General features: G+C 42.7%; 24 protein-coding genes. 2 read left to right on the forward strand and 22 right to left on the reverse strand.

Features of this window, described 5'->3' with window-relative positions; genetic code table 11:
• Nucleotide 1: 1 nt before the first annotated feature.
• The 3 genes from AC0VZ9_RS16585 to AC0VZ9_RS16595 all read right to left on the reverse strand — a co-directional run bounded on the left by AC0VZ9_RS16585 (nucleotide 2) and on the right by AC0VZ9_RS16595 (nucleotide 3,165).
• Complete coding sequence (locus tag AC0VZ9_RS16585; RefSeq protein ID WP_009333835.1) at nucleotides 2-1,483, reverse strand: o-succinylbenzoate--CoA ligase; 1,482 nt, start codon at nucleotides 1,481-1,483, stop codon at nucleotides 2-4.
• 14 nt (nucleotides 1,484-1,497) lie between these two features.
• Complete coding sequence (locus tag AC0VZ9_RS16590) at nucleotides 1,498-2,100, reverse strand: TetR/AcrR family transcriptional regulator (RefSeq protein WP_071155541.1); 603 nt, start codon at nucleotides 2,098-2,100, stop codon at nucleotides 1,498-1,500.
• Between the two features lie 171 nt (nucleotides 2,101-2,271).
• A complete protein-coding gene (locus AC0VZ9_RS16595) occupies nucleotides 2,272-3,165 on the reverse strand; it encodes a Vgb family protein (RefSeq protein ID WP_475396494.1) in 894 nt (297 codons plus the stop codon).
• Nucleotides 3,166-3,633: 468 nt separating this feature from the next.
• Here AC0VZ9_RS16595 and AC0VZ9_RS16600 point away from each other — a divergent pair, with 468 nt between their 5' ends.
• Nucleotides 3,634-4,890: a dicarboxylate/amino acid:cation symporter gene (locus AC0VZ9_RS16600; protein ID WP_009333832.1), complete on the forward strand. Its 1,257-nt coding sequence runs from the start codon at nucleotides 3,634-3,636 to the stop codon at nucleotides 4,888-4,890.
• A 30-nt stretch (nucleotides 4,891-4,920) separates the two neighbouring features.
• On the opposite strand, the gene AC0VZ9_RS16605 is transcribed toward AC0VZ9_RS16600, so the two are convergent.
• From AC0VZ9_RS16605 to AC0VZ9_RS16655, 11 genes are all read right to left on the reverse strand, one after another.
• The gene (locus AC0VZ9_RS16605) at nucleotides 4,921-5,400 is read right to left on the reverse strand and encodes a DUF3574 domain-containing protein (RefSeq protein ID WP_475396495.1); all 480 of its coding nucleotides are present in this window, start codon (nucleotides 5,398-5,400) and stop codon (nucleotides 4,921-4,923) included.
• A gap of 288 nt (nucleotides 5,401-5,688) precedes the next feature.
• Entirely contained in the window at nucleotides 5,689-7,446 is a 1,758-nt protein-coding gene (locus AC0VZ9_RS16610; RefSeq protein WP_256816258.1) for an ABC transporter ATP-binding protein, read from the reverse strand.
• Nucleotides 7,447-7,478: 32 nt separating this feature from the next.
• Entirely contained in the window at nucleotides 7,479-8,291 is an 813-nt protein-coding gene (locus tag AC0VZ9_RS16615; protein ID WP_256816259.1) for an energy-coupling factor transporter transmembrane component T family protein, read from the reverse strand.
• 34 nt (nucleotides 8,292-8,325) lie between these two features.
• Nucleotides 8,326-8,904: a hypothetical protein gene (locus tag AC0VZ9_RS16620; protein WP_256816260.1), complete on the reverse strand. Its 579-nt coding sequence runs from the start codon at nucleotides 8,902-8,904 to the stop codon at nucleotides 8,326-8,328.
• A 39-nt stretch (nucleotides 8,905-8,943) separates the two neighbouring features.
• The gene (locus AC0VZ9_RS16625) at nucleotides 8,944-9,990 is read right to left on the reverse strand and encodes an NAD/NADP-dependent octopine/nopaline dehydrogenase family protein (protein ID WP_256816261.1); all 1,047 of its coding nucleotides are present in this window, start codon (nucleotides 9,988-9,990) and stop codon (nucleotides 8,944-8,946) included.
• A 29-nt stretch (nucleotides 9,991-10,019) separates the two neighbouring features.
• Nucleotides 10,020-10,709 carry a GntR family transcriptional regulator gene (locus AC0VZ9_RS16630; protein WP_342025563.1) on the reverse strand — a complete coding sequence of 230 codons (690 nt, stop codon included), beginning with the start codon at nucleotides 10,707-10,709 and terminating at the stop codon, nucleotides 10,020-10,022.
• Between the two features lie 208 nt (nucleotides 10,710-10,917).
• On the reverse strand, nucleotides 10,918-11,271 hold the full coding sequence (locus tag AC0VZ9_RS16635) for a GIY-YIG nuclease family protein (protein WP_009333830.1): 354 nt from the start codon (nucleotides 11,269-11,271) through the stop codon (nucleotides 10,918-10,920).
• Between the two features lie 17 nt (nucleotides 11,272-11,288).
• Nucleotides 11,289-12,044, reverse strand: a complete 756-nt coding sequence (locus AC0VZ9_RS16640) for a DUF2087 domain-containing protein (RefSeq protein WP_009333829.1) — start codon at nucleotides 12,042-12,044, stop codon at nucleotides 11,289-11,291.
• A gap of 224 nt (nucleotides 12,045-12,268) precedes the next feature.
• Nucleotides 12,269-12,436 carry a hypothetical protein gene (locus AC0VZ9_RS16645; protein WP_009333828.1) on the reverse strand — a complete coding sequence of 56 codons (168 nt, stop codon included), beginning with the start codon at nucleotides 12,434-12,436 and terminating at the stop codon, nucleotides 12,269-12,271.
• A 517-nt stretch (nucleotides 12,437-12,953) separates the two neighbouring features.
• Entirely contained in the window at nucleotides 12,954-13,403 is a 450-nt protein-coding gene (locus tag AC0VZ9_RS16650; RefSeq protein ID WP_009333827.1) for a CBO0543 family protein, read from the reverse strand.
• Nucleotides 13,336-14,463, reverse strand: a complete 1,128-nt coding sequence (locus AC0VZ9_RS16655) for a DUF2515 family protein (RefSeq protein WP_019382295.1) — start codon at nucleotides 14,461-14,463, stop codon at nucleotides 13,336-13,338. Before AC0VZ9_RS16655 ends, AC0VZ9_RS16650 begins: the two co-directional genes overlap by 68 nt.
• A gap of 80 nt (nucleotides 14,464-14,543) precedes the next feature.
• Here AC0VZ9_RS16655 and shc point away from each other — a divergent pair, with 80 nt between their 5' ends.
• Nucleotides 14,544-16,415 carry a squalene--hopene cyclase gene (gene shc, locus AC0VZ9_RS16660; protein WP_019382296.1) on the forward strand — a complete coding sequence of 624 codons (1,872 nt, stop codon included), beginning with the start codon at nucleotides 14,544-14,546 and terminating at the stop codon, nucleotides 16,413-16,415.
• Between the two features lie 112 nt (nucleotides 16,416-16,527).
• Here shc and AC0VZ9_RS16665 read toward each other — a convergent pair whose 3' ends face one another.
• The 8 genes from AC0VZ9_RS16665 to AC0VZ9_RS16700 form a co-directional block, all read right to left on the reverse strand.
• On the reverse strand, nucleotides 16,528-17,340 hold the full coding sequence (locus tag AC0VZ9_RS16665) for a sugar phosphate isomerase/epimerase family protein (protein ID WP_009333824.1): 813 nt from the start codon (nucleotides 17,338-17,340) through the stop codon (nucleotides 16,528-16,530).
• Nucleotides 17,327-18,517 carry a dihydrodipicolinate synthase family protein gene (locus AC0VZ9_RS16670; RefSeq protein ID WP_475396496.1) on the reverse strand — a complete coding sequence of 397 codons (1,191 nt, stop codon included), beginning with the start codon at nucleotides 18,515-18,517 and terminating at the stop codon, nucleotides 17,327-17,329. The genes AC0VZ9_RS16665 and AC0VZ9_RS16670 overlap by 14 nt, the downstream gene beginning before the upstream one ends.
• A complete protein-coding gene (locus tag AC0VZ9_RS16675; RefSeq protein WP_019382297.1) occupies nucleotides 18,489-19,679 on the reverse strand; it encodes a Gfo/Idh/MocA family protein in 1,191 nt (396 codons plus the stop codon). Before AC0VZ9_RS16675 ends, AC0VZ9_RS16670 begins: the two co-directional genes overlap by 29 nt.
• A 366-nt stretch (nucleotides 19,680-20,045) precedes the next feature.
• Nucleotides 20,046-21,314 carry a TRAP transporter large permease gene (locus AC0VZ9_RS16680; protein WP_009333821.1) on the reverse strand — a complete coding sequence of 423 codons (1,269 nt, stop codon included), beginning with the start codon at nucleotides 21,312-21,314 and terminating at the stop codon, nucleotides 20,046-20,048.
• The gene (locus AC0VZ9_RS16685) at nucleotides 21,311-21,832 is read right to left on the reverse strand and encodes a TRAP transporter small permease (protein WP_475396497.1); all 522 of its coding nucleotides are present in this window, start codon (nucleotides 21,830-21,832) and stop codon (nucleotides 21,311-21,313) included. Before AC0VZ9_RS16685 ends, AC0VZ9_RS16680 begins: the two co-directional genes overlap by 4 nt.
• A 65-nt stretch (nucleotides 21,833-21,897) precedes the next feature.
• Nucleotides 21,898-22,926, reverse strand: a complete 1,029-nt coding sequence (locus AC0VZ9_RS16690) for a TRAP transporter substrate-binding protein (RefSeq protein ID WP_217025584.1) — start codon at nucleotides 22,924-22,926, stop codon at nucleotides 21,898-21,900.
• 116 nt (nucleotides 22,927-23,042) lie between these two features.
• Complete coding sequence (locus AC0VZ9_RS16695) at nucleotides 23,043-23,891, reverse strand: helix-turn-helix domain-containing protein (protein ID WP_071155568.1); 849 nt, start codon at nucleotides 23,889-23,891, stop codon at nucleotides 23,043-23,045.
• 393 nt (nucleotides 23,892-24,284) lie between these two features.
• Complete coding sequence (locus AC0VZ9_RS16700) at nucleotides 24,285-25,859, reverse strand: SagB family peptide dehydrogenase (protein ID WP_475396498.1); 1,575 nt, start codon at nucleotides 25,857-25,859, stop codon at nucleotides 24,285-24,287.
• Between the last annotated feature and the right edge of the window lie 14 nt (nucleotides 25,860-25,873).

Here is a 25,873-nt window from a genome sequence, read left to right on the forward strand (position 1 = left end):
TTCACCCTCTTACTAAAAGTTGTGTTTTCTGTATTTTTCCCGTGGCATTTTTCGGAAGCCCGTTTAAAAAAGTAACCTTCTTCGGAATCTTATATTTTGCGAGTTTCCCCTGACAGTATTGAATAACATCCCCCTCTGTTAAAGCGCTTCCATTTCGTTTGACAATAAACGCTTCAGGTACTTCACCCCAAAGTGGATCAGCATTCCCAACCACGGCAACTTCAACAACATCTCTTAATTGGCTGATCACTTGCTCTACTTCAAGGGGGTATATATTTTCTCCGCCTGAAATGATCATTTCTTTCTTCCTGCCTACAATGTAAAGAAAACCTTCATCATCCGTTTTCGCTAAATCGCCTGTCAGAAGCCAGCCATCTTTCAATGAATCCTTCGTGGCATCAGGCCGGTTCCAATATTCCTTCATAATATTTGGCCCTCTCACCGCAAGCTCGCCAACTTCTCCTTTTTCAACCTCCTTACCGTCAGAATCGATCAGCTTATATTCGGAAAATAATACCGGCTTGCCGATCGATCCCTTCTTTCGCGGTGCGTCTTCTTTTGTAAGCATAAATAGAGTAGGAGAGGTTTCGGTCATTCCAAAGCCCTGGCCGAACAGGAATCCTCTATCAAAATAGGCATCTATTAATTCACGCGGACATGGTGCTCCTCCATTATAGAACCAGCGGACTGCGCTTAAATCAGCCGTTTGGAATGATGGACTTGTCAGCAGTGCCTGATGAATGGTCGGAACACCCATCACGATGGTCACCTTATGCTCCTGGATCATCGACATCGCCTTTTCAGGCTCAAACTTTCCGGGAATGACGATCGTTCCCCCTGAAAACAGGGCCGGAAATGCAAATAGTCCAATTCCGCCAATATGAAACAGCGGAAGGAGCACAATGCTGCGGTCCTCTGATGTTAAATCAATCGCGAGTTTGTTATTGACCGCATTCCAGAACATATTGCTCTGTGTCAGTACGGCCCCTTTCGGTTTGCCGGTGGTCCCCGAGGTGTAGCAGATAATGTATGGAGCTTCTTCATTAATCGTATTTTCATTCACAAAGCTTGTTTGAGTACCCTGGTATAAGTCCTCCATAAACTCCATACTCTGGAGTTCGCTTTGTTCAATAAGGGAGGCTGCAAACTCAGCATTTTCTTTTTCAGCAAAGATCACCTTTGAACCGCTATCGTTGAGCTGGAAAACCAGTTCCGTTGCACTTAGCCGAATATTGAGCGGGACCGCCACACATTCTGCCTTTGCAATGGCAAAAAGGAGGACTATGTATTCAATCCGGTTGTGCGACAGAATGGCGATGCGCTCCCCTTTTCCTCCTTGCAGCTTTTCCTGAATCTTCGCGGCAGCTGAATCGACCATTCTATCCAGCTGCCTGTAGGACACCTTTTCGTTATCTGTTATGACTGCTGTTCGATCTGGATGTGTGTATGCCCATTTCTGAATCCAATAGGCAATCCCTTTCATCGAACTCCCCCTCTTTACTTTTTTAGTCCTTGAAAGATGAGTGTCATTGCAGCATCAAATGCCTCTTCAGGGACTTCTTTCTTTTCCCAATACACCCATCTCATACCGAGGAACTGTCCAATCGACATTAAACAATAAGCAACTGTCTCCTGGTCAAGGTCTTTAAATTCGCCAGCCTCTACGCCTTGAGACAAACTCTTTAAAAATCCATTGGCGAGCTTCCCGTAATACCAGCGGAACAGCTCCTGATCCACCACGACAGCCTGCTGGACAATGCTGTATAAATTAGGATGATTTTTGACCCAGCTGAAGAAAGCAAAAAAGCCATTTCGCTGTGCTTCTTCAAATGTAGAACTTCCTGCCATTCCTTCCTTAATCGCAATGCGCAGATCCCGGCTGTAGCTGCGGATTAACTCATCATAGATATCTTTCTTTGAAGGAAAATAGTTATAGAAGGTTCCCTGGGCGACTTTGGCTTCCTGTGAAATATTGACGATGGAAGTCTCAAAATATCCCTTCTGCCCAAAAACCTCTTCAGCTGCTCTTAACAGTTTTTCACGCGTTTCAATTCCTCTTGGAGTAAGTACTTTTTCCTCAGTCGCATTTTTAACTGACACCTGAATCACCTCTCAACTTTATTATAATTAATATTCTTAAAATTACAACAATAACTTATAATATTTTTTCTGAGGATATTAGTTTTGGTTTTTAAAACACAATTAAAAGATCCCCGTATAATAGTTATAACGGGGTTGAATACTCTATTAAATTTCCTCTAAAAAATGAGATCAATCATTCATAATAGTGAGTTTCCCAATCTTATCACACTCCAATGCAAACCATATGGTTTTCCCATCACTGCTTGAAATCCCATGCGGTTCTGCATTTGGAGTTTCAATCGGATACTCCTCAATAATCCCATTATCTCTAAGTCTTCCAATCTTATTTGCTCCCCACTCCGTGAACCATAAATCATTTCCTGCTCCTGCCGTGATGGCATGCGGCCTGGCGTTCCGGGTTGGAACTTCATATTCCGTTATTTCTCCAGATGTGTTAATACGTCCAATTTTATTGCCGATAATCTCGACAAACCAGAGTGCACCATCGTTGCCTTTCGTAATTCCAACCGGACCAGAAGCTGGTGTAGGAATTGTAAACTCTGTAACCTCTCCATTTTCCGTAATTCTTCCAATGGAATTATTTTGGTTTTCTGTGAACCATAGGGCATCATCAGATCCCAGCGTAATAAATGCTGGGTACGAACCTTGAATAGGAAGATTGTATTCATGGATAGAACCGTCATCCTTAATCCGCCCAATACGGTTTCCATTCATTTCAGTAAACCATATCTCTCCGTTTGACCCTTCTGTAATTCCATAGGGTGCTGAACCTGGATGGGGCAAGGGATATTCCTGAATAGTCCCTTCTTTTGTTATTCTCCCTATTTTGTTGGCTGCATTTTCGGTAAACCAGACCTCTCCTTTTGACGACACTATTACACACATGACCTTTGCATCGGGTGTCGGCAGCGGGTATTCTGTCAATCCCCCATCCAACCCAATGCAGCTTATCTTATTGGCTTTATGCTGTGTAAACCAGACCTCTCCCTTGTCTGAAACAGCGATTCCGTATGGACCTGTATCTTTACTGGCAAGATCTATTTCCTGTAATTTAAATTCCATACTGTTCCCTCCGAACACCAATATTTTTTTTCAAAAACAAAAAGCCCCCTATCTCGTTTTTCCGAGACAGGAGGCAATGCAGCACATAAATAGACTTAAATAGGCTTTCGATTAGTTCAGCCCCTTTTCAAGTCAAAAAGCACACACATTAATCCTATCTCAGAAAAACAATCGATAAATAAAGCCCATTCCAACACATTTTCGGAACTGAACCAGAGGCTGAAATATCGATTTTCTCTAAAGCTAGGATTATAGGATCATGTGCTTTTCTTCACCCTTTCGACTATTGGTTGTTTTAACTGTAAGATATTTAATGATTCAAGTCAAATGGTGCTTGGTCAAAGATGGAAATACTTATCCAGAAAAAGCGAATCAGACAGAATTTAAAAAAATAATTCTACAGCCTTTTTTATAACAGTATTTGATAATATAATAGAGTGTTGGAATATATAGAAAGGTTGAGACATTATGAAAAAGGTTCTTTCAAATTACAAACTAACCATCTTCCTGCTCCTTTCCATCCTGATCGGCGGAATTGCCGGAGTGGTTTTTGGCCCGAAGACAGCGGTTGTGAAGCCGTTTGGGGATTTATTCTTAAATTTATTGTTTATGATCATTGTCCCGCTCGTCTTCTTCAGCATCGCTTCAAGCCTGGCGAATATGGGCGGTATGAAAAGGCTCGGGAAAATCATGGCCGGAATTTTCACTGTGTTTTTCATTACGGCTGTTATTTCCGCTATTCTGGGCTTCATCGGAATTTCTATTGTGGATCCGCTGAAAAACACAGATATCTCTGCCATTAAGAGCATTATGACGGAGGCAGCTGTTGATCCTGAAGCAGAAGATGTCACGTTCCTGGGTCAGCTGGTTCAGGCGTTCACGGTGCCTGATTTCCAGATGCTGTTTTCGAAAAATAATATGCTGCAGCTGATTGTGTTCTCGATTTTATTCGGACTGGCAACTGCGATGTCTGGTGAAAAAGGCAAGCCGATTGCAAATCTTCTTTCTTCTGGTTCAGCTGTCATGATGAAGATTGTTGGATTTGTGATGTACTATGCGCCAATTGGTCTTGGCTGTTACTTCGCAACCATCATTGGTGAGCTTGGCCCGCAGATTCTTGGGGGATATGTACGTGTGTTTGTCCTTTATCTTGTATTAACGCTCATTTACTTCTTTGGATTCTTTACACTGTATGCCTTTGCGGCTGGCGGGAAGGATGGGGTCAAGGTGTTCTGGAAGAATGCCATCACTCCTTCAGTCAGTGCGATTGCCACATGCTCGAGTGCAGCATGTATTCCGATTAACCTTGCAGCCGTCAGAAAGATGGGGGTTCCGCAGGATATTGCTGAGACCATGATTCCGCTTGGGGCTAATACGCATAAAGATGGTTCTGTTCTTGGCGGAGTGTTTAAGATTGTTTTCCTGTTCAGCTTGTTTGGAAAAGACATGTCGAGCATGACAAGCATTCTGACCATTCTTGCTGTATCATTCCTGGTTGGAGCTGTAATGGGGGCTATCCCTGGCGGCGGTATGATTGGCGAGATGCTGATCTTAAGCGTGTTCGGGTTCCCGCCTGAAGTACTTCCGATCATCGCGGTCATCTCTACAATCATTGATGCACCGGCAACCCTTCTGAATTCAGCCGGCAATACGGTTTCGGCCATGATGGTCAGCCGATTTGTCGAGGGAAAGAATTGGCTGAAGGAATCATTAGCCTTGAAATAGCAATCAGAGAGGCTGGAAGGATACACACCTTCAGCCTCTCTTTTTTATATATTTTTCAATAAAATACATCTTTCCGTTGACTTCAAGTGATACGGATGATTGTTTCATTTCTTCCTTTAAAGATTTGGCATAGGCAACTACTTCCTTAATCTTTTTCTTGTCAAGATCCTCTGCAAAGCTGTACACGATTGTCACTTTCTCCTTTACAAGCTGCTCGTCATCAGACAGCCATGCACCTGTTCCATCAACAGCTGTTGCCCCTCCAAACATTCCCGAAAATTTTTCTAAAGTTTTGTTCACATAGGGAGTATTATCAATTGGCTGATCAACATCATAGGTGGATGGCACATAAATTTTTACCACGTCTTCAAGATAATATTGCCCTTTTAGGGCGGATTGGTTCTTACCGCTCGCTGCTTCCGGCTGCCCTGCAGTATAGACAGCACTTCCCAAAAAGCAAATGAACAGGATGAGAGGGATAACCCAATAGGCAATTCTTTTCCTTTCCAACACTGCCACTCCTTTGTTTGATATTTTGCTGCCGAAAAAAAGGGGTATTTCTATCAGTGATTATAGCTTCTGCGATCAATTTATTCACGGTGAATTATTACTTATTTTCAAATATTTGTGTATATCCTTTTCACTAAATCATCCCGCTTTTTGCCAGCTCTTTTGACTTTTGATATATCCTTTATCTCCAAACGGCTGCAGTTCACTAAGCCACTTTTCTTCTAATTGTTTTTTTACACTAAAAAGGACACCGTTAACTCCGCAGTGTCCTTCATAACATTACAACTTTTAAATTATTGATTTCTTCCCGAATTTATCAGATTTACTGTTAATAAAATTGCTGCTGAACATATTCCAATTTGTAACCTTTGGAAACCCCTCTTCTGATAAATCTGCAGCAAACTGCGAGATGATCGGCGGCTTTAATTTAAGTGAATACAGCTTTTGGCAGCTGTTGAAAAATACGTCACTCGGATGCCCATCCAGAACGATTTTACCGTCATCAATGACAACTACTCTACTTGCATATTGCGCAACAACCTCCATATCATGTGTAATCATGATAATCGTTGCATCCTTCTCTTCAATAAGTTTTTTCATTAGCGTTAACAGGGCTTTAAGGCTTTGCTCATCCTGACCTGTCGTTGGTTCATCAAGCAGAATTATTTTGGGGTTCGATACAAGCATCGTGGCAACAGCCAACCGCTGTCTTTCACCCCTGCTAAGCGAAAACGGATGATCTTTTCTTTTTTTCTGTAATCCTACCGTACTGATGGCCAATTCGACTTGCTCCTCGACCAATTCTTTGCTGTAGCCCCTGTTTATCAGTCCAAATGCCACTTCCTCTTCCACAGAGTTGCAAAAAAGCTGGTTGTCGGGGTTCTGGAAAACATATCCGATATCCAATATGATATCCTGGACTCTATGCTCTTTCGTATTCTTATGATTGATGATAACCGATCCTTGATGGGGCTTTAGCAAACCAATTAAGTTTTTCATTAAGGTGGACTTCCCACAACCATTGTGCCCGACAATTGCAAGGAATTCGCCTTTCTGAACTTCAAGATTGATATCATATAGAATTTGCTTGCCTTTCTGGTAACTAAAATTTACAGCTTCCAGTTTAGCAACAGTCTCTTCATTCATATCATTTATTTCTACCTTGTGTTTTGGCAGGTTTAATTTTCCCGATACAAGCAGTTTTTTAGCCCATTCATATGCTTCTTTCTTTGAGATGGGATAAAAATCACATTGGTGTCCATTTTCTATGAGGTACTTAGCCAGCCTGATATGATCTGGAATTCTGATTCCGAGCTTGTTCAGTTCATCAAAATAAGTATAAAAGATTTCACTTGGGCTCCCATTATAAAGAATAGATCCTTCGTGCATTATGATTACTCTGTCAACGGCTTCAATCAAATCATTTAAATCATGTTCAATAATGATAAAGGTTGTATCAATTTCTTCTTTCAATTCCATTAGAATGTCCATTACTTCCTGCTTGCTTACCGGATCCAGATCGGTTGTAGGATCATCCAATATAAGGATAGATGGGAGCATAGCCAGGTTGCTGGCAATGGAGACCTTTTGCTTTTGCCCCCCTGATAATGAGAAGGTAATTTGCTTCTTAATGTCTTCAAGCTTTAGCTTTTTCAGCGCGTAATGAACTCTTTCCCGAATGACTTCCTGCTGGCAGCCCTGACATTCCACTCCAAAGGCAATTTCATCCTCCACCCGGATGGAGAAAATTTGATCCTCTGGATTTTGAAAGACCATACCAATCTCACTGGCAAGGTCATGCATAGGAACACGCTGAGTATTCATTCCATTGATAACGATTTCTCCTGCTAGATTCCCCTCTGCCAGATGGGGTATGATTCCGTTTAGACATTTCGCTAAAGTCGTTTTTCCACTTCCGCTGGTACCGGAGATAAGGACAAATTCTCCCTTACCTATCTTCATATTTATATCATGTAGTGCTTTCTTTTCCGTGCCTGAATAAGAAAAACTGACCCCGCTTACTTCAACAATAGGATTGTCATTCATACATTCACTCCTTTCTTAAGGGGATCCTGAATTTAGCTGTAGACGATTGAATTTGATCCTCCCAGCCCCAGGATGAATCGAATATAGATGGCACCAGCAAAGAAGATAATGGTGAAGGCGATTGCAAACCAATCCATTTTTTTTAACTTCATATCTTGATAGTATTCTTTCCATGCCATTTTACTAAAGCCTTTGCTTTCCACAGCCAGACCCATTGTCCGGCTTTTTCTCAAGGAATTGATTAAGAGCGGAAATACAGCCAGTTTAAAACTATTCCAGCTTCCTCTCAGCCCTTTTTTATTGACTCCTCGAATGGTCTGGGCATTTGATATATTCGTCAGTTCTTCAAAAACCAGCGGAAAAAATCGCAAAGTGCCAAGGAACATAAACGCCACATTAATCGGCACTTTCATTTTCATTAACCCCTTAGCCAATAGGGCAGGGTCTGTGGTAGAAATGATTATGATCGTCATAAAACAGGGGATGCCAATCCGATATCCCAGGATTAAGCCTGAATAAAGGCCAACATCCGTTGCCTGAAGAGAACCGATTGAAAATAAGATGGTTTCATCCGGCTGATTGTAATTGTAAAACGTCGCAAACACGATTGCTGACATGGCTAGAATTAAGATGGTCACCAGCAAAGGAAGAATCGGTTTGATCTTGATCTTTGCCGAAAACCACAGCACCATTCCCAATAGAAGGATTCCTGTTAAATATAGAGGATCCATAAATAAAAGCGGAATGATCACAAAGCCCAGAATTAAACATAATTTTGCCCTTGGATCAAGTTTATGCACCCAAGTTTCTTCATCCAAGTTGGAAACAAAATCAATTGCCGCCATTTGTCACACCTCCCGAAGATTGATTGGGCTGACCTTAGCCCATGAGAGCTTTAATCCGAGTACCAAATTTTCTCCCAAACACGGTTCCGATGACCATACCAACAATGGAAATGGCAAAGACAATGCCCATCAAATGGAATGGTACAGGAATTTTCATCACGCTAACAATGCTCCACCATACAAAAGCTTCATAAACGGCGTTATAGAGGATTGCCGCGATGATCAAATGTTTAGTGCTTGAATAGATGTCATCCGGATTACTAAATGCTTTTCTGCTGATGTTCAAATAGAGCTCAGGCAGCAGCGGAGCGATGACGACAAGAACCCAGTAAACAGGAATTTCTCCCTGAATGAAAAAGTTAATCGCACACCAGGCTACGGTAAAGTAAAACGATGCATAAGGCCGCCTGACAATAACCCAGCAAAGAACCAGGCAAAATGCACAAAATAAGTAGACAAATGTATGATTGAATGGGAAAACAATTCCTGCAAATTTAAAGAAATACCAGAGGACTCTATACAATACAGCGAAGATGACGATGGTAATCAAATCAACAGCCGTAATTTTATTCTTTACCTGCTGAACTGGATTGTTCATTTCTAATTGACCCATCTTAGTACCCCCTCTATTAGATTAAGGAACACTTTACATTCACTGAATAACTCCTCTAAGGGCTTGCACATCCTCCCTTGTTAACCCCTTAAAATCGACTCCTTCCTTTCGAAAATCCCTTTCCATTAACAAGGAAGCTGTTTGAATAATGGCGTCAGTGTAAGGAGTCTTTACTCCTGCCAATTTCCCTAATTCAGATATCGGAACAAGACCATAAGGAATATCTTCTATTAAATACCTATGGTCCAATGATACAGGTCCGCTGCCTTTAGGGAATAATCCCGATAAAGCTTTATATAAGCTTGAATAATCCGATTCGTAGAATTCATTTAATAAAGTTAAGGTATCCTGAGTCTCTATCTCTAGAATTTTTGCTATGCGAAGTCTTTCTTCATCAATTTTTTCAATATATGAAACGGTTTTTTGTGAAGCACCTTGCGGGTAGAATTGAAACTCCTCTGAAGCGTCAATCCTGCTGGCATTAAATATGGCAATTGGCGTGTGGATAATAACATTTGTATTATTTATGGAAGTTTCAAAGACATTCTTAGTCGGTGTTAATTGCGGAAAAGTTTTTAGGAACTTTTTAGAGATTGGAGTATTTGCGGAATGTGAAATGGAGCCTATTTGAACGTTTTTCTTAACTTTATTGATAGAGACGTTTCCGTTATAATCTGCTTTACTGACAAAAGGCATGGCACTTGTCTCTGCTATCGTGATATTCTTTTTCTCGAATTCTTCACCAAGGATTTCTTTGCATTCGACCGCTCCCCAATACCCTGGAAAAATCACAATCGTCTGATTGGCTTTTATTAATGGCTTTAGCTGATTAAAGATCGGTCTGTGTCCAAACGCTGTAGTTGAAATAATTATAAACTCAGCTTCATCTATTACTTCTTTTAAATCAACCGATGCTTTTAAATGAACTTTGCCTGAATACACACCTTTAAGGGTAAGTCCCTTTCGGGAAATCAGCTCTGCTTTTCGGGAGTCTCTGCTATATAATTTCACCTCCTCGCCTTGTAAAGAAAGATAACCTGCAATAGCCTGCCCTGTGTTGCCAGCACCAATGATGGCATACGACATAGAATCCCCCTTTTCCCAATATGCTTTTTCTATTTAATCTCATTCACCTTGTTTTCATACTGTTTTATAGCTGTTACAGCCTTCTCCATAGAATTTAATACATGCTTTTTCATCATAGCTTCGGCATTGTGTTTATCTTTCTTTACTATAAAATTCAGAATCACTTCATGTTCAAAGGATGTCTCTTTTGTATCTATAAAATGAGCGAGCCTCCTATAACGCATAATATGATCGTTAAGCTGCCTAAGTATTTTTACAGCTGTTTTGTTTTGGCTTAGTTCATAGAGATACGTATGAAATTGACTCCCGAAATGGCTGATATCTTCCATGTTACCTTCATAAGCCGTTTGTTTGATCATGCGGGCAAAATAAGATAAATGCCTTATATCCTGTTCTGTGCATTTTTCTGCTGCTTCGGCTGCAACAATGCCTTCCAGCATACTGCGGATAAGAAAGAGCTCTCTCACTTCTTGTGCGGATACAGGTGCAACCTTTAACCGCCCATTCGTCTGTCTGACTACCAATTCCTCAAGTTCAAGCCTCTGCATGGCTTCACGGAGCGGAGTTCGGCTAATTTCCAGCTCTTTAGCCAATTCCTCCTCTGCAATAGGCTGATTTGGCATATATTCACACTTAAGAATCCGATTTTTGATCTCCTGATAGGCGAAGTCTTTTGCGGAAATTCTTACTGCCGCTGCTTTTTTATTCAGTTTAACCACCTCCTAAAATATAATTGTATACAGTTATATTTTAGTTCAGAATTTTCAAAATATGACTAACATGTTAAATTAGTTACGTAAAGAATTTTCATTACTCTTTAAGGCTGCCCGATTATCATGGTTACTGCATCCAAAAATTCAATAATAAGAAAGCTATTCGTGACTGTGGAGTAAGTTTTTCGGCAACAAAAAATGACGTGTGCACACGTCATTTCTTCTTGTTATATCCATTGTCCCCATATGGCTGCAGCTCCTCCAGCCACTTTTCTTCCAGCTTTTCCAGGGCTTCCTTTTCGTTGAAATACGGATCATTTTTCTTTTTCAGCTTCTCCAGAATGCCGATTTCAAATGCCTCTTTCCCGTATTGATTCCACTCGTCCTGCAGCTCCCGATTAGGCATGTAGCCGTTTGTTTCGAGTGAAAATCTTACTCCATTCAAGCTTTTTAAATTATTTGTGCTGCCAATGAAGATTTTATTGTTCACTGTATTCTTTATTTGATAAACCCCTGCTTCAATGGGCGTTTCTTTAAACTGCTGTTTTAATTCTCTTTTGCGTTCCATGATAATCCCCCGTTTGTCTATTTTTTAAGCCAATACTCGCTGCCATCCAGCTTCCGGTCCAAAAATCCATAATCGATCAAATATCGTCTGATCAAAGCATAATCCTCATAAAAGCCCTGCAATGCCCGATTTATCTCTTTCTCGCCATATGTGTGCTCAGGCTGAAGCTGCCCGGCAATCTCCCGCAGCACAATCAGCCTTTGCTTCTCCTTTGGCGGAAACTTTACGAGGGGCTTATCAGTGCCTTCAGGGAAGTATTTCTTAAGGATTTTCTCCTGTTCTTCTTCTGTAATGTTATAGCGGTCATCCACCATCGTGGCTGTTTTATGGACAGGCAGGAACGCTGGTGCGTACTCATCCTTTGCCTTCAGCAATTCCATGATTGCCAGGAAGGTCTTCGCCTGCCGTTCCTTTTCCTTTAAAGCAAAACGGTGATGGCGGATGGTCGAGGTGCTCCCCATGTCCAGTTCTTTCTGAATGTCCTTATCGCTTTTACCCTGATGAAAAAGCTGCAGAAGACTTTTTTGATGATCGGTAAGCCCTGTAAGCTTCTTATCCATGGACAGCAAATAATCAAACACCGAGTTATGCGCCGTTTCGATATGAATGCGCATATACCGTTCCGCTTCGTACAATCTATCTTTATACGGATATACAATCCCTTTTTCAATCTTTTCCCCGCATAAGAGGCATGTAAATGAATCCTTTTCTTCGATATAGCCCTGTTTAAGCTCCTCCAAAGAAGCGTCCCAGAATAGATTTGATAATTCCATTAGCCAATACACATCCTAATCCATATGAATAAACAAATTATCACTTTGTTTGCTTTATGATAAACATAATAATACAAAGTTTGAATTTAGTCAATGAAATAACAAACACACCTATTAAATGTTTGCATACTTCCAAACACCTAACAAAAAGGTTTAAATTTTTCATAAAAAAAAGACCTCCGGTTAAGAAGGCCTGGCATTATTACTCCATTTACGACTCTGCTTCATTTGCCCAGGGATTTAACTTCCTCTTTTTCAAAGTCCCTGTAATGGATGATCTCAGAAAGAATCTTACATCCATTTGCTTTCTCGAACTCCGTTCTGGCTTCATCCTTGTTGTCATACTCAAACATTTTGACTTTGTCATGTAAAAAAAGTGTTAGAATCCACAAATCTTATAACCTCCCTGGTTTTAAAGATGCTTGAAGAATGAGCACAATCCGCAGAACCCTCTATCGTGTATGGAAGTGGGAGGTTGTGTTCATTTTAAAAACAGATTAAAAGCAACCGTAATCAGCCAGCCGAGGGCAAAAGTAAGAGAAATATATGTACCGACATAAAGTAAAACCTCCGTCATGATTCCTCCCCCAATGATTTTGACGTGAATTTTTCTTTATAGATGGGTTAATTCTCGCTGCGAAGGATTGTCAAATTGTATTAAACATGCAAGTACTTAGCCGGTTTCATCTCCCTCCCTTTAAAATACTGTCATTATATCAAGCGTTTTTTAAAAATATGTCGAACAATCGCACCTTTACCGATTTGTAAATAGAGTGTTAACTGTCTTTAATAATTCTAATCTTTGTATTATTACTGAAAGATAGTCTTCTATTTTCGTTGATGCGTATTAATTGATACAGAAAAAAGAAAAAAGCCTATTTTCCATCGAAATAGGCTTTTAAACATAATTCATTCCTTATTCTTTTTATTGATCCATCCATGAAACGCAGTGATCAATCCGATAAATAGGCTGTATCCCACAAAGGTATAATGATGATGCCAGTTTTCTGCATGGACAAACATTCCCATGTCCTCTCCCATTTTTTCCAAGGCTGCCATTGCTAAGCTGATGGATAAAACAAACATCCCTTTTAACCAGCCCTTCAGGCTTTTCATGATTTTTAATAATGGAATCATGAAGATAGGAAGGACTGCCAGGGTGAACAGTATATTGATTGAAAAAATGGCTGAGAATGGCCGGTTCGGGAAGTAGTACATCCCCTTCCCGATAAAATACAAATCTAAGTATGTGCCTAACAGCGATGCCAATAGCATGGCCGGCATATAGCTTCTAATTCCAGACGGCTTTTTTCGCAAGGGCTGCGAGCTCGAGCCTTTCAAGTGTTTTACAGTATGCATGCTGGATCTCCCCATTGATCATATCGTCTAACTCCAGAAAATACTCCAATACGTGAAAATCCCTAAACCAATCCCCTGATTCGGCATCATGCTGGCTCCTATTTTTCCAGGCCGTTTCAAGGCTTGGGCTATAAATCCGTCTTCCCCCCGGCCGCAGCTGGCACGATTTTAATTGAAACTGATATTGCTCGCCTGGCAGTCCTTCATGGACATCATTGAAAATATGCGGCCAATAATCCTTCCTTGAACCGGTATGGGGGTGAGCATATGCCCATTGTTCCGTTAAGGCAAGCAACTCTTTGTCCTTAAACAGGATATCATACAGCTTTTTCCCTAATAGGATCCGTTCATGAAGCGATTCAAAATGATTCAATGTCTGGCCCTTCATATGGGTAACGCCATTCCTTTCATAAGGAAAAAGGATGTGATTCAAGGCCAGAAGCTCCTGCAGCTTAAATTCAAACTTATGAAAAACCTCTTGTTTATATAGCGGATTTTGAATCACCCTATTTTCTAAATAGCTTTGTTCATTTATGACAAGGGCAATGGTGAGAAGGTAAGGATCGGGCTTTCTCCAAAAACAGCTCCAGACCGTTTCCATGAAGACGGAAATATTAAGGAGCGGAAAAAGGTAAAATAATGGCTTATTTCTTTTCAGGCTTTCCCGGTAAATCAAAAATTGCGGATAGGCATCTTGAAAAATGAGCCAATTCCCTCTTTCCAGAAAGGAAAAGAAGGAATGTTTTTCGCGATTCGGTAATAATCGGGACAGAATCTCCCCCTTTAAATCGGTCATATTCCATCCGCCATTGCGGGAAACCATATGTCCCAAAAAGGCCCAATGGATTTCCGGTTGCTGCCGGTAGAAATCAAGATAGGCTTTTGTCCTGGTGACATTATTCAGATTCCAGCCCATTGTCTCCCGTTTAATATGGCTGAGGATTCCCTTCTCCTCTTCTGAAAGATGGATCGATTTTTGAGTTCGTGTCCTTTTCTTTAATTCTTCCTTTAACCAGCCCATTGGGGACTTCCCTTGTTTCTTTTGAAAAAAGATGAGCATCCCCTCCTCCATGAATTCTCTTTCAGTCAGATGAATATGTATCTAAAGGATCCATTTTACTTGAGAGGAATGTGCATGAAATGACTGATACGGTTTCTAGCATGAACAATCTCATCACCCTGTTAAGAAAAGACCAGTCTCCTGATGGTTCCTGGAATTATCCATTTGAAACTGGCATTTCAACAGATGCTTATATGATCATTTTATTAAAGACACTGGAGATACATGATGAAAAATTAATACAGGGGCTGGCAGCAAGGATCATAAGCAAACAGGAGGAAAATGGCGCCTGGAAGATTTTTGAGGATGAAAAGGATGGAAATGCAACTGCCACTTTGGAGGCTTATTACGGGCTATTATATTCGGGTTATATTCAGAAGGAAGATCCCCGAATGAAAGCCGCCAGGGAATTCATACTGGAGCATGGCGGTATGGAAAGCGTGAATGTTTTCACAAAAATTATGCTTTCCTCTACAGGACAGTATAAATGGCCTGAATCCTTTCCGGTTCCCGTAGAGATTATGCTTCTGCCTCTCTCCTTCCCGTTTAACTTTTATCAGTTTTCCGTGTATGGGCGTGTAAATCTGGCTCCGATTTTGATTCTGGCAGAGAAAAAGTTCAGCATCAAAACGAAAAACAGCCCCGACCTTTCAGATTTACTTTTAACAAGGTCAGGAGAAGTCCCATGGGATATCCAGCCGGAATACCGGTCATTATTATCATTCATCAAAGAAGGAGTAGAAGATCTTTTAGGACTGCCTGAACAGTTTCACTCATTGGCTATGGACCGGGCCAATAAATATATGCTCGAGCGGATTGAACCGGATGGAACATTCTATAGTTATTTCAGTTCTACCTTTTTAATGATCTTTGCACTCCTGTCTCTTGGCTACTCCAAGGATGATCCGATTGTAAAAAATGCGGTCGCAGGGCTGAAATCGCTCAGGACTGACATCGATGGTCTCCCCCATATGCAGTATGCTAACGCCGGTGTCTGGAATACTTCTCTGATTAATGCAGCTCTCCAGTTAGCCGGCCTTTCACCGGAAGATTCTGCTGTAAAGAAAGCAAATACCTATTTGCTGCAGCGTCAGCATGATCAGTTTGGAGATTGGGTTATTCATAATCCGAATGCTCTGCCGGGTGGATGGGGATTTTCCGACGTAAACACCCGCAATCCCGATATAGACGATACAACTGTTTCGTTAAGAGCGATAGCCAGGAGTGTGGAGGACAATTCAAAAAATCAGGAGGCCTGGAATCGGGGCACCCAATGGCTGCTATCCATGCAAAATGATGATGGAGGCTGGCCTTCCTTTGAAAGAAACACCGAGAATCCATGGCTTGACTTCCTGCCAATTGAAAAGGGTGAATATATATTTGGAGACCCCACATCTGCAGACCTGACCGGAAGGACGCTGGAGTTTTTAGGGAATTATACAAACCTGCCTGATCATGACCCTGCAGTTCAAAACGCCATTAACTGGCTGTTGAACAACCAGGAACAGAATGGCTCCTGGTATGGCAGATGGGGTGTTTGCTATATTTATGGCACGTGGGCAGCCGTAACAGGGCTTATTGCTTCAGGCATGTCAAAAGACCATCCTTCCATCCAAAAAGCCGCTGACTGGCTGAAGGGTATTCAAAACGAGGATGGCGGCTGGGGGGAATCCTGCCTGAGTGACAGCAAGAAATCATATGTTCCTTTGCATGCAAGTACCATAACAGACACGGCATGGGCACTGGATGCCTTAATTACAGCGGAAGATCAGCCAACCGAAGAGATCCAGAAAGGAATTCATTGCCTGGTCCATTCAATCGATAAAGAGGATTGGACAACAGCCTATCCAAAAGGGCAGGCTATGGCAGGAAGCTTTTACATCCATTATCATAGCTATCGGTATATTTTCCCCCTGATGGCTTTGGCTCATTATCATCGTAAGTTTGGATGAAGCGTTGATCCATTAGCCAATCTGGAAAGAGATGTTAATTACCTCCTTGCACTTAATGCGCCAGATTCCCTCATACAAAAAAGAAGCGACAACTCTTGTCGCTTCTTTTTTACTACACATGCTTCAAGTAGCTTTCTTTCATTTGAATTAATGTATCATCGGCAGGCTGGCTCCAGATTTGATCATTGAAAATTTCCACTTCAATGGGCCCCGAGTAGCCTGTTTCCTCTACAGCCTTGCGAATGCGGCTGATTTCTATTACTCCGTCGCCCATCATGCCCCGTCCCTTCAGCATATCAGGTGTAGGAACGAGCCAATCGGAAACATGGAAGCCTAAGATTCGGCCTTTGGACCGGTTTATCTGGTTATATAAGTCGGGATCCCACCATACATGAAAGACATCGACAACGACACCTACCTGTTCAGGCCGGTATGCTTCCGCAAGAGTGTTAGCCAGGTCCATAGAAACGACCACCGACCGTTCCGCCGCATACATAGGGTGCAGCGGCTCGATGCCTAATTTCACTCCATGCGATTCCGCGAATGGAACCAGCTGGGAGATTCCTTCCTCGACCATTTGCCGGGCAGATACAATGTCCCGGTCAGGAGACGGCCCGCAGACCAGAACGAGAACATCCGTACCCAGCTCGGCCGCTTCTTCCACCGCTCTTTTATTATCTTCTATTCTTTTTTGCCGCTCAGATGGAGTTCCAGCGGGAAACATGCCGCCTCTGCACAAACTGGAAACCTTTAATCCCGCATCCCTGATCAGCCGTTTGCTTGTGCTTAAGCCCAACTCCTCTACCTTATGCCGCCAGGGGGCGATCCAGGGAACTTCCGCCCGGGCACATCCCTCGATGGCTTCTTTTAAATTCCATTGCTCTGTCGTAATTTGATTTAGACTTAAACGCTCATAATTTTCCACTGGAATACTCCTCCTGACGAATCCCGGCTAAATTCAATACCAGCTTCATTCTTTCTGCAGCAAGCTCAGGGTCCGACAGCAGTCCGGCCTGGTCTGCCAATACAAACAGTTCCGACAGATGCACGATGGACCTTGCACTCTCAGCCCCGCCAATCATGCGGAAATGGGATTGGTGCCCGTTCAGATAAGCCATGAAGACGATACCGGTTTTATAGGAATAAGTTGGCGCCTGGAAAATATGACGTGACAGCGGAACTGTTTTATCCAATAATGCATGATAGGACTCATAGTCACGATCATCCAGAGCATGCAGGGCTGCAGCTGCAGCTGGTGCGATGGCGTCAAAAATCCCCAGCAGGGCATGGCTGTATCCATGTTCATCCCCTTTAATCAGTTCAGGATAATTGAAATCATCACCGGTATACATTTTCACACCTGGTGGAAGAAGCCGGCGCATTTCTATTTCACGGGAAGCATCAAGAAGAGAGATTTTAATTCCGTCGACTTTGTCTTTGTTATCCCAAATGACATTCAGACAGACTTCCATCGCATCATCCAGATTCTTATAGCCCCAGTATCCTTTTAAGGATGGATCAAACATGTCGCCAAGCCAGTGAAGGATAACCGGCTTAGAGACCTGTCTTAAAGTATTGGCATAAATCCTCTCATAATCCTCAGGGCCTTGGGCACAATCTGCCAGGGCCCTGCTTGCCATCAGGATGATTTGCGAGTTATGCTGTTCCACAAATTCGCATTGCTCCTCATAGGCAGCCTGAACATCCGCTAAGGTGACGGATGGGCCAGGGAGCAGCTGATCTGTCCCGGCTCCGCATGCTATCCTGCCGCCTTCTGCTTTTGCCTCCGCCGCCGACCGGCGAATCAGCTCCTTTGCATGCTCCCAATTAAGACCCATTCCGCGCTGGGCCGTATCCATCGCCTCTGCTACCGAGAGACCCATAGACCATAGATGCCTTCGATAAGCTAAGGTGTTTTCCCAGTCGATCTTTGCCTTTAAAACGGGATCGGAATCTGCGAGAGGATTACAAACCACATGGGCAGCTGAAAAGGCGATCCTGCTTTTGAAAGGGCCTTCCGGCAGGATGAAAGCTTTCTGATTCCCAGCGTGATATTCATATGACTTGCCGTTTTTATCTGGCAGAGTTAACTGCTTCACCATTCTTTCTCACCTCCAGGCTTAATTCCGGTACATCAACCCAGCGCCGCTCCTCCCACGATTTAAGCCCTAATTCAGCCAGCTGAGTTCCTTTGGCACCCTCGAGCAAATCCCATGGGAATGGCTCGTCGACTGCAATATGCTTTAAAAACAGCTCCCACTGGACCTTGAAGCCATTATCAAAAACCTGGTTATCCGGGACTGTTTGCCATTGTTCTGTAAATGCAAAAGGATTCTCAATGTCAGGATTCCATACAGGCTTCGGTGTATTGATGCGATGCTGAATCTTGCAATCTCTTAAACCAGCTACAGCGCTTCCGTGTGTGCCATCTACTTGAATAGTTAATAAGTCTTCCCGATTAACCCGGACAGTCCAGGAGGAATTCACCTGTGCAATAATGCCGCCTTCGAGTTCAAAGGTTGCATATGCTGCATCATCGGCTGTGCACACGTACGTATTTCCATTCTCATCGACCCGTTTTGGAATATGGGTTTTACCCAGGCAGGAAACAGACTCTACATTGCCAAACAGGTTGTCGAGAACATATCGCCAATGTGCGAACATATCAACAATAATCCCGCCGCCATCTTCCTTGCGGTAATTCCAGGATGGCCTCTGTCCAGCCTGCCAATCCCCTTCAAATACCCAATAGCCAAATTCCATCTGAACGGATAGGATTTTGCCGAAGAACCCTGAATCTATCAGTCTCTTTAATTTTAATAGTCCAGGCAGGAATAATTTATCCTGCACAACCCCATTTTTCACCCCAGCCCCATACGCCAGCTTTGCCAGTTCAATAGATTCCTCCAAGCTTGTGGCAGTTGGTTTTTCACAGTAAATGTGCTTTCCGGCTTTTATGGCTTTCCGAATCGCATCTGCCCTTCGGACGGTGGTTTGAGAATCAAAATAGATTACATTATGCGGATCTGCCAGGCACTCATCAAGGTCTGTGCTCCATCGGCTGATATTGTGCTTTTCAGCTAGCAATTGCAGTTTATCTTTGTTTCTTCCAACAAGAATGGGGTCCGGCATAATAACATCACCATTCGCCAGCTCCACCCCTCCTTGCTCGCGGATTGCCACGATAGATCTCACTAGATGCTGATTCGTTCCCATCCTACCGGTCACACCGTTCATGATAATTCCAATATTTTTAACTGCCATAACTACTTCCTCCTTTTGACTTTAAAGCCAAGTAATTTGTTGTTTAGCTTACTTTTATTCTAAAAATTTTTGAAAGGATTATCTCATCCATATCGGAAGGCTATTTGCAATATCGGAGATAAGAGGGGAAATCTATTACAATTGGCTCTGTTAAATTTGCCTGTTTATTTCCGTTGCAGGTACCCGCTTTCCGCGGGCGGTCCGGGAGCCTCCTCGGCGCTTTCGCACCTGCGGGGTCTCCCGACGACACGCTTCTCCCGCAGGAGTCTCGCACCTTCCACTCCAATAGCAGGGTGCTAAAAGCTTTTTTAGAAACTTCAAAAAAAATACCGTCACTTCTCAGAAGAAGGACGGTAATTAATGAGATCATTGGTAAACAAAATCTGCTAGATATAGAGAAAGCTGCGGAACATACGTAATGACCATTAGCGCTGCAATCAGCACAAATATAAACGGCATGGTACCTCTTGTTACACCAGCCAGCGACATTTTGCTGATGCCTGATGCCACAAATAGATTCAATCCAAAAGGAGGAGTCAGCATTCCGATTGCTAGATTGATAATCATGATAACGCCGAAATGAATCGGATCTATTCCCATTTCAAGCACCACCGGCAAAAACAGCGGGACGAGGATCAGCACTGCTGCGCTCGAATCCATAAACATCCCCACGATCAGCAGGATGATATTGACCAGAATTAAGAAAACAATAGGATTTGATGCATACTCTATCAGTGTTCCTGCGACGGTAGACGGGATCTGTTCATAGGTCAAATACCAGCTGAACACCTTCGAAGCAGAAATGACAAGCATAATCATGGCAGATGTCACAATCGATCTTTTTGTAACGGCAAATAATTCTTTAAAGGTCAGTTCCTTATAGATAAAAAAGCCGACAATCATGCTGTATACAATCGCAACCGCTGCAGCTTCGGTCGGGGTGAAAACGCCAAAGTAAATACCGCCAAGGACGATGACTGGCATCAAAATTCCCCAGATGGCAGAAACCGTTGATTTCCATAATTCCTTTCCGGTCGGTCTTGGATCTGGCTTATGCCCCTGTTTCTTTGCAATAACATACCCGACAGTCATAAGAATCAGTCCGATAAAGATTCCCGGAATGATTCCGGCAATAAACAATTTGCCGATTGAAACTTCCGCCACTGAGCCATAGACTAGAAACGTTATACTGGGAGGGATGATGATCCCGAGCGAGCCGGATGCACACATTAATCCAACCGAGAATTTTTCAGAAAACCGCGCTTCCTTTAAGGATGGAATCATGATGCCCCCAATCGCAGCAACCGTTGCTGGGCTTGATCCTGAAAGGGCAGCAAAAAACATGGACGATAGCACCCCTGCAATTGGCAGGCCTCCGGTTGTCCAACCGACCCATTTCTTCGTGAAATCTATTAATCTCTTGGATGTCCCCCCTGCCAGCATTAAATCTCCTGCAAATACAAAGAAAGGGATGGCCATCAGTGAAAAGGAATCTACTCCAGAAAACATGGTCCTCGCCAATGTATCCATCGGAACATTGCTTTGAAAGATGACGATAATCGTACTTAACGCAATGGAAATAGCAATTGGAACCCCCAATAAAAGAAGAACCAGAAAGATGATTAATAGCATCATAGTTTGGGTGCCTCCTCTTTTGGAGGAATAATTGTTTGGTTTACTGTACGCAAGCTTTTTACATCCTGAACCAATAGCTGCAGAAAACGAATCAGCATCAGGCTTGCCCCAACAGGGAGAGCCAGATATGGGATATACATCGGCATTCCGGTGGACGGAGTCACACTGCCGAATTCAATAACACTGGAAACGATCCCGCTGCCTGACCACATTAAAAAGACACAGAAAACAATGGAAATCAGATTGGCAATCGTTGAAAAGATTCTTTTTCCCTTATCAGGCAAATACGTAACAAGGGCATCCATCGTGGCATGCGCTTTTTCTCTGACGGCAATACTGCTTCCTATAAATACAAACCACACTATTAAGTATCTTGCCACCTCCTCTGACCAGGACAGCGAATAATTGAAAACATATCTTAACACCACCTGGACGAAAACAAGCAAGGAAGTAAAGATTAGGGAAACAACGCCGACATATTCCTCAAAGTAGTTCAAAATATGATTGAATTTCTGCAATGAAGATCCCTCCTTCTTGAAAAAGAGACGGCTATCAGCCGTCCTTGATTGTATTTTAAAACATGCTATTGCGCTTCTTTTATGGCATCCAGTACTTCCTGCCCGCCCTCCACTTTCTTAAAGTCTTCATATACTTCACTTGTAGCCTCAATAAATGCCTCTTTATCCGATTCTGTCAGTTCGGTAATCTCAATCCCTGATTCTTCTAATGTTTTCATATAGGCTTCTTCATCAGCTGCAGATTGTTCCCATTGCCAATCCGTTACCTCAGCAGACACTTCATCGACAGCTTTCTGAAGATCTGCAGGAAGCTTCTGATAGAATTGCTCGCTGATTAATAATGGATAAGCCATATATCCATGGCTGCTTAAGGTTAAATAATCCTGGACCTCATAAAATTTCTTGCTGACGATATTGCTTAAAGGATTTTCCTGCCCATCAACCGTTTTGGTTTGAAGAGCCGTATATAATTCCGCAAAGTCAATGGAAACCCCGCCAGCGCCCATCGCCTGGAACTGGGAAATTAAGAGCGGGCTTTGGGAGACACGCATCTTCAGGCCATCCAGGTCCTCCGGCTTTTGAATCGTTTGCTTGGAATTCGTCAGATGCTTGAATCCACCGTCCCAATATCCCAAGGCACGAAGACCCTGTTTCTCTAAGTGCTGGTTGAAAATTTCACCCACTTTTCCATTTACCGCGCTTTTCACATGGTCACGGTCTTTAAATAAATAGGGAAGGTCAAACACTTCAAATTGTTTAACAAAGGCAGGCAAAACGCCAGTAAAAGGAGCGTTCATTTGAATGGTTCCAGACTGCATTTGTTCTGTGATTTCCCGGTCAGCTCCCAATTGGGAATCCGGGAAGACTTCCACTTTGATTTGGCCGTCTGTCCGCTCTTCCAATAGCTCTTTAAACTTCTCGGCAGCTTTGCCCTTTGCTGTTGAAGCGCTTACAACATGTGCGAATTTTATTACATATTCCCCTTTTTCTTCAGCCTTGCCGCTTCCCCCTGATGATGCTGATTTTCCACAGCCAGCTGTAAACATAGCGAGCATCAAAATACAAATTGAAAATAATCCCCATTTTCTTTTCATGTCCCTTTGGCCCTCCTAAGTAAAATAATTTTCTCTCTTGTTTACTATTTTGAATTTTCTTTCAACTATTGTCTTATGAGATTGAGAGAAAAATTCTTAATTTTGGAGATAGGCCATCAGGAAACGGTATCTGACACATCTGAAGCTGACTGAGAGGACAAGCGGAATTTATTCGGTGAAATCCCCACCAGATTTCTGAAAGTACGATAAAAGGTTGATAATGTTTCATATCCAACCTCAAAGCAAATGGATACGATATCCTGATCAGATTGGAGCAGCAATTCCTTTGCATGGTTAATCCTTACTTTCTGGAGATATTGCAGGGGGGTATCATTAAACTTCCTTTTAAAAATATCATTCATGTATCTTGTTGAAATTCCGAACACAGCAGACAGGCTTTCTGCCGTAATATTATTGAAATAATGCCTTTCTATGTATTCCTTCATTTGTATGGACCGAATATCATTCGCGTCCTGGACAAATGAAAAATTCTGCTGACGCAGAAGGTGAATGATGATTTCAATCAGATATACAGGCATGGACAGCTTTCCAAATAAGTCCCCATTTTTTTGTTCGTACAGCATTTTTCTAATTAACGGCCGAATTTCACTTGCCGTATATAAATCAAGCTCAAAATGGCGTGCGCTTTTCTGAATTAAAGAAAGCAATTCATTTTGCAGGGTAATGTTCAGCAAAGGTACTGAAAATGCCAGAACCAGAACAGTCATTTTAGTAGTCGCTTTTATGGAGTGAACACAGTTTGGAGTTATCAGCACTACCTTGTCTTTAGAAAAATTATAAGCCTTGCCATCAAGGGTAATCTCCCCTTCACCTTCAAGCGCATAGAGAATTTGAAAATGATCATGATAATGTTCAGCCACAAACTTGCCTCTGAGATGCTTGCTTTCATACAAATTAATTCCTGTTTCCGGAAAATCGAATCTTCTGTAAAGATTTTTGTCCATGAGGGCCTCCTTATAAAACGGGTTATTTTCTGATGATATTTAATATTCTCTATATTCAAAGGTTACCCTTTAATAAATTTTGCGCAGGCATTTGTAAAAAGCTATAAATCCTCAGCTCACCAGTCCATCCAATTTTGCCGTTTTATTTTTCACACATGGCGCTCTCTCAAATAGCTAGATTTTGTATGTTTAAAGCGGCATCTAAAATAGATAAGGCCCCTGTTAATGAATCCTTCATTCAAGAACAGGGGCCTTACATATTTAAGTTATGAAATTAAAAAAATGTACAACTATACTAATAAGTGTTTCCTATAAGAATTACAATATAGTCTTATATTGAATTATTAGCAGGGAAATCTACCAAGCATGCCTCTCATAAAATCATCTCTTCACCTAGCTGATTAAATTCCCTCTCAGCCATGGACGTGCCCGGTAGAAGCCAATCGGGATTTGGATAAGGCTTGTTTTTCCCTGACATTCCATTCTGTAAATTTCATCACACATTTTCGCATCAAATCCGAGAAGCGGATGCCCGCCCATCCCAAGGGCTGTCGCAGCTATAAGCAGCCGCTGCATAAGCATTCCCGCTTCTATTTGCTGGATGCGATAGCCTCTGTAGCCCATTTCCGCTTTATGGAAATCTCTATCCCCTGCTACATGAAAGCAGAGCGGGACTTGAAACAGATTCACATTGCCTGCAGGCATTCCGTTTTGAAGCGCAATTCGATGGTCTCCGGGATTAAGCTCCCTTAGTGAATGAGCATCGCTGTCGTAATAATAAGCTCCATCCGGAATCCCTTCGACATTATTCAAACACACATATAGAGTTACACGTGACGCGCGCCTGTCAAGTGCCATATCTAAGTCGTTTCGATACAAGCAGGATGCGATCGCCTCCTGAAGGAGTGCAGCAAGCTGCTCCTGGCTAACCTTTCCTGAAACAAAATCCATGTCAGGTGAAAATCGCTCGCGGCAGACTGACGCCAAATCATACGATATCCTTTTTACATGAGGAAGAGTCAAAGGCCGGCCCTCACAATTGGTTTCACTAGGGCTGATTTGACGAAACGATTTAGCTGATTCCTGCATGGACGCTTTATTGATGCCGGTTAACATCGGAAATTCTTTCACTCTGATTGACCTGACCCAGTCATTATTCTGAACCGATGTTACTTCCTCGCACAATTCGGAGGCAGAGGCCATTCCATCCCTGCTGCTTCTGTTCACAGCCCAGCTGGTCGGTTCAACTGACATCGGGATAACGGCATATACGCTCTCCTCCTGATCAGACAGTCCAAGGAGATGGTTTAGGGCACGATCAAGAAAGTTGAAGTACACTCCCGCTGCAAAACCAAACCTCTTTGTAACCTCCAATAACTGTCCCATCACTGCACCTCCATCCAAGCCCTGCAGTCGATAAGCAAAGTTATTGTATTTAAAGTAATTTTTCCAGAACATGGTCGTCATAAATACAGTCCCAAAACAAGATGACACATCACAGCGATTGCCAAGAGCACGGGCTATATAGGAATCGAAATTACCCTTGCGCAAAAGCACCAGGCGGTGGTGCAGCACATCGTAGTGGTAGATTCCCTCCGGCAAGTCATCCAATTTCAGGAACATGTATAGTTCGTTAGGATACAGCGCTCCGCCAGAAGGCACAGACCGCCGAAACGACTGCATAAACCCATCCGCCTCTTCATTGGACCCAATTGGAGAGAGGGATTGGCTAACCTGATTAAGGCCGAATGTGTACCAAAGAAAATGACCCATTCTCCTAAGTTCAGGCTTTGCAGGTGCCTCCATTTCTTTACAGGAAAGGGGAACCTCCAGTGACAGGGGAACAACTGGCAAGCCCCGGTAAAGCTTATAGGCAAGCGGCGCATCTTCCCAATCCACTTCCCAATCCGGCGGGCTTATTTGGTCAATATCAAAATGCAAATTGTGCAGAAAGGTATCTAGATTCATCCTTTTTACCTCCC

The organism is Cytobacillus sp. QJM3NY_8, assembly GCF_056173585.1.

Bases quoted from the DNA above. Each gene is read 5' to 3' on its own strand.
- AC0VZ9_RS16585 (WP_009333835.1), bottom strand. From the start codon at position 1,483: ATGAAAGGGATTGCCTATTGGATTCAGAAATGGGCATACACACATCCA.
- AC0VZ9_RS16595 (WP_475396494.1), bottom strand. From the start codon at position 3,165: ATGGAATTTAAATTACAGGAAATAGATCTTGCCAGTAAAGATACAGGT.
- AC0VZ9_RS16600 (WP_009333832.1), top strand. From the start codon at position 3,634: ATGAAAAAGGTTCTTTCAAATTACAAACTAACCATCTTCCTGCTCCTT.
- AC0VZ9_RS16610 (WP_256816258.1), bottom strand. From the start codon at position 7,446: ATGAATGACAATCCTATTGTTGAAGTAAGCGGGGTCAGTTTTTCTTAT.
- AC0VZ9_RS16615 (WP_256816259.1), bottom strand. From the start codon at position 8,291: ATGGCGGCAATTGATTTTGTTTCCAACTTGGATGAAGAAACTTGGGTG.
- AC0VZ9_RS16620 (WP_256816260.1), bottom strand. From the start codon at position 8,904: ATGGGTCAATTAGAAATGAACAATCCAGTTCAGCAGGTAAAGAATAAA.
- AC0VZ9_RS16625 (WP_256816261.1), bottom strand. From the start codon at position 9,990: ATGTCGTATGCCATCATTGGTGCTGGCAACACAGGGCAGGCTATTGCA.
- AC0VZ9_RS16635 (WP_009333830.1), bottom strand. From the start codon at position 11,271: ATGGAACGCAAAAGAGAATTAAAACAGCAGTTTAAAGAAACGCCCATT.
- AC0VZ9_RS16640 (WP_009333829.1), bottom strand. From the start codon at position 12,044: ATGGAATTATCAAATCTATTCTGGGACGCTTCTTTGGAGGAGCTTAAA.
- AC0VZ9_RS16650 (WP_009333827.1), bottom strand. From the start codon at position 13,403: ATGCATACTGTAAAACACTTGAAAGGCTCGAGCTCGCAGCCCTTGCGA.
- AC0VZ9_RS16655 (WP_019382295.1), bottom strand. From the start codon at position 14,463: ATGCTCATCTTTTTTCAAAAGAAACAAGGGAAGTCCCCAATGGGCTGG.
- shc (WP_019382296.1), top strand. From the start codon at position 14,544: ATGACTGATACGGTTTCTAGCATGAACAATCTCATCACCCTGTTAAGA.
- AC0VZ9_RS16670 (WP_475396496.1), bottom strand. From the start codon at position 18,517: ATGGTGAAGCAGTTAACTCTGCCAGATAAAAACGGCAAGTCATATGAA.
- AC0VZ9_RS16675 (WP_019382297.1), bottom strand. From the start codon at position 19,679: ATGGCAGTTAAAAATATTGGAATTATCATGAACGGTGTGACCGGTAGG.
- AC0VZ9_RS16680 (WP_009333821.1), bottom strand. From the start codon at position 21,314: ATGATGCTATTAATCATCTTTCTGGTTCTTCTTTTATTGGGGGTTCCA.
- AC0VZ9_RS16690 (WP_217025584.1), bottom strand. From the start codon at position 22,926: ATGAAAAGAAAATGGGGATTATTTTCAATTTGTATTTTGATGCTCGCT.
- AC0VZ9_RS16695 (WP_071155568.1), bottom strand. From the start codon at position 23,891: ATGGACAAAAATCTTTACAGAAGATTCGATTTTCCGGAAACAGGAATT.
- AC0VZ9_RS16700 (WP_475396498.1), bottom strand. From the start codon at position 25,859: ATGAATCTAGATACCTTTCTGCACAATTTGCATTTTGATATTGACCAA.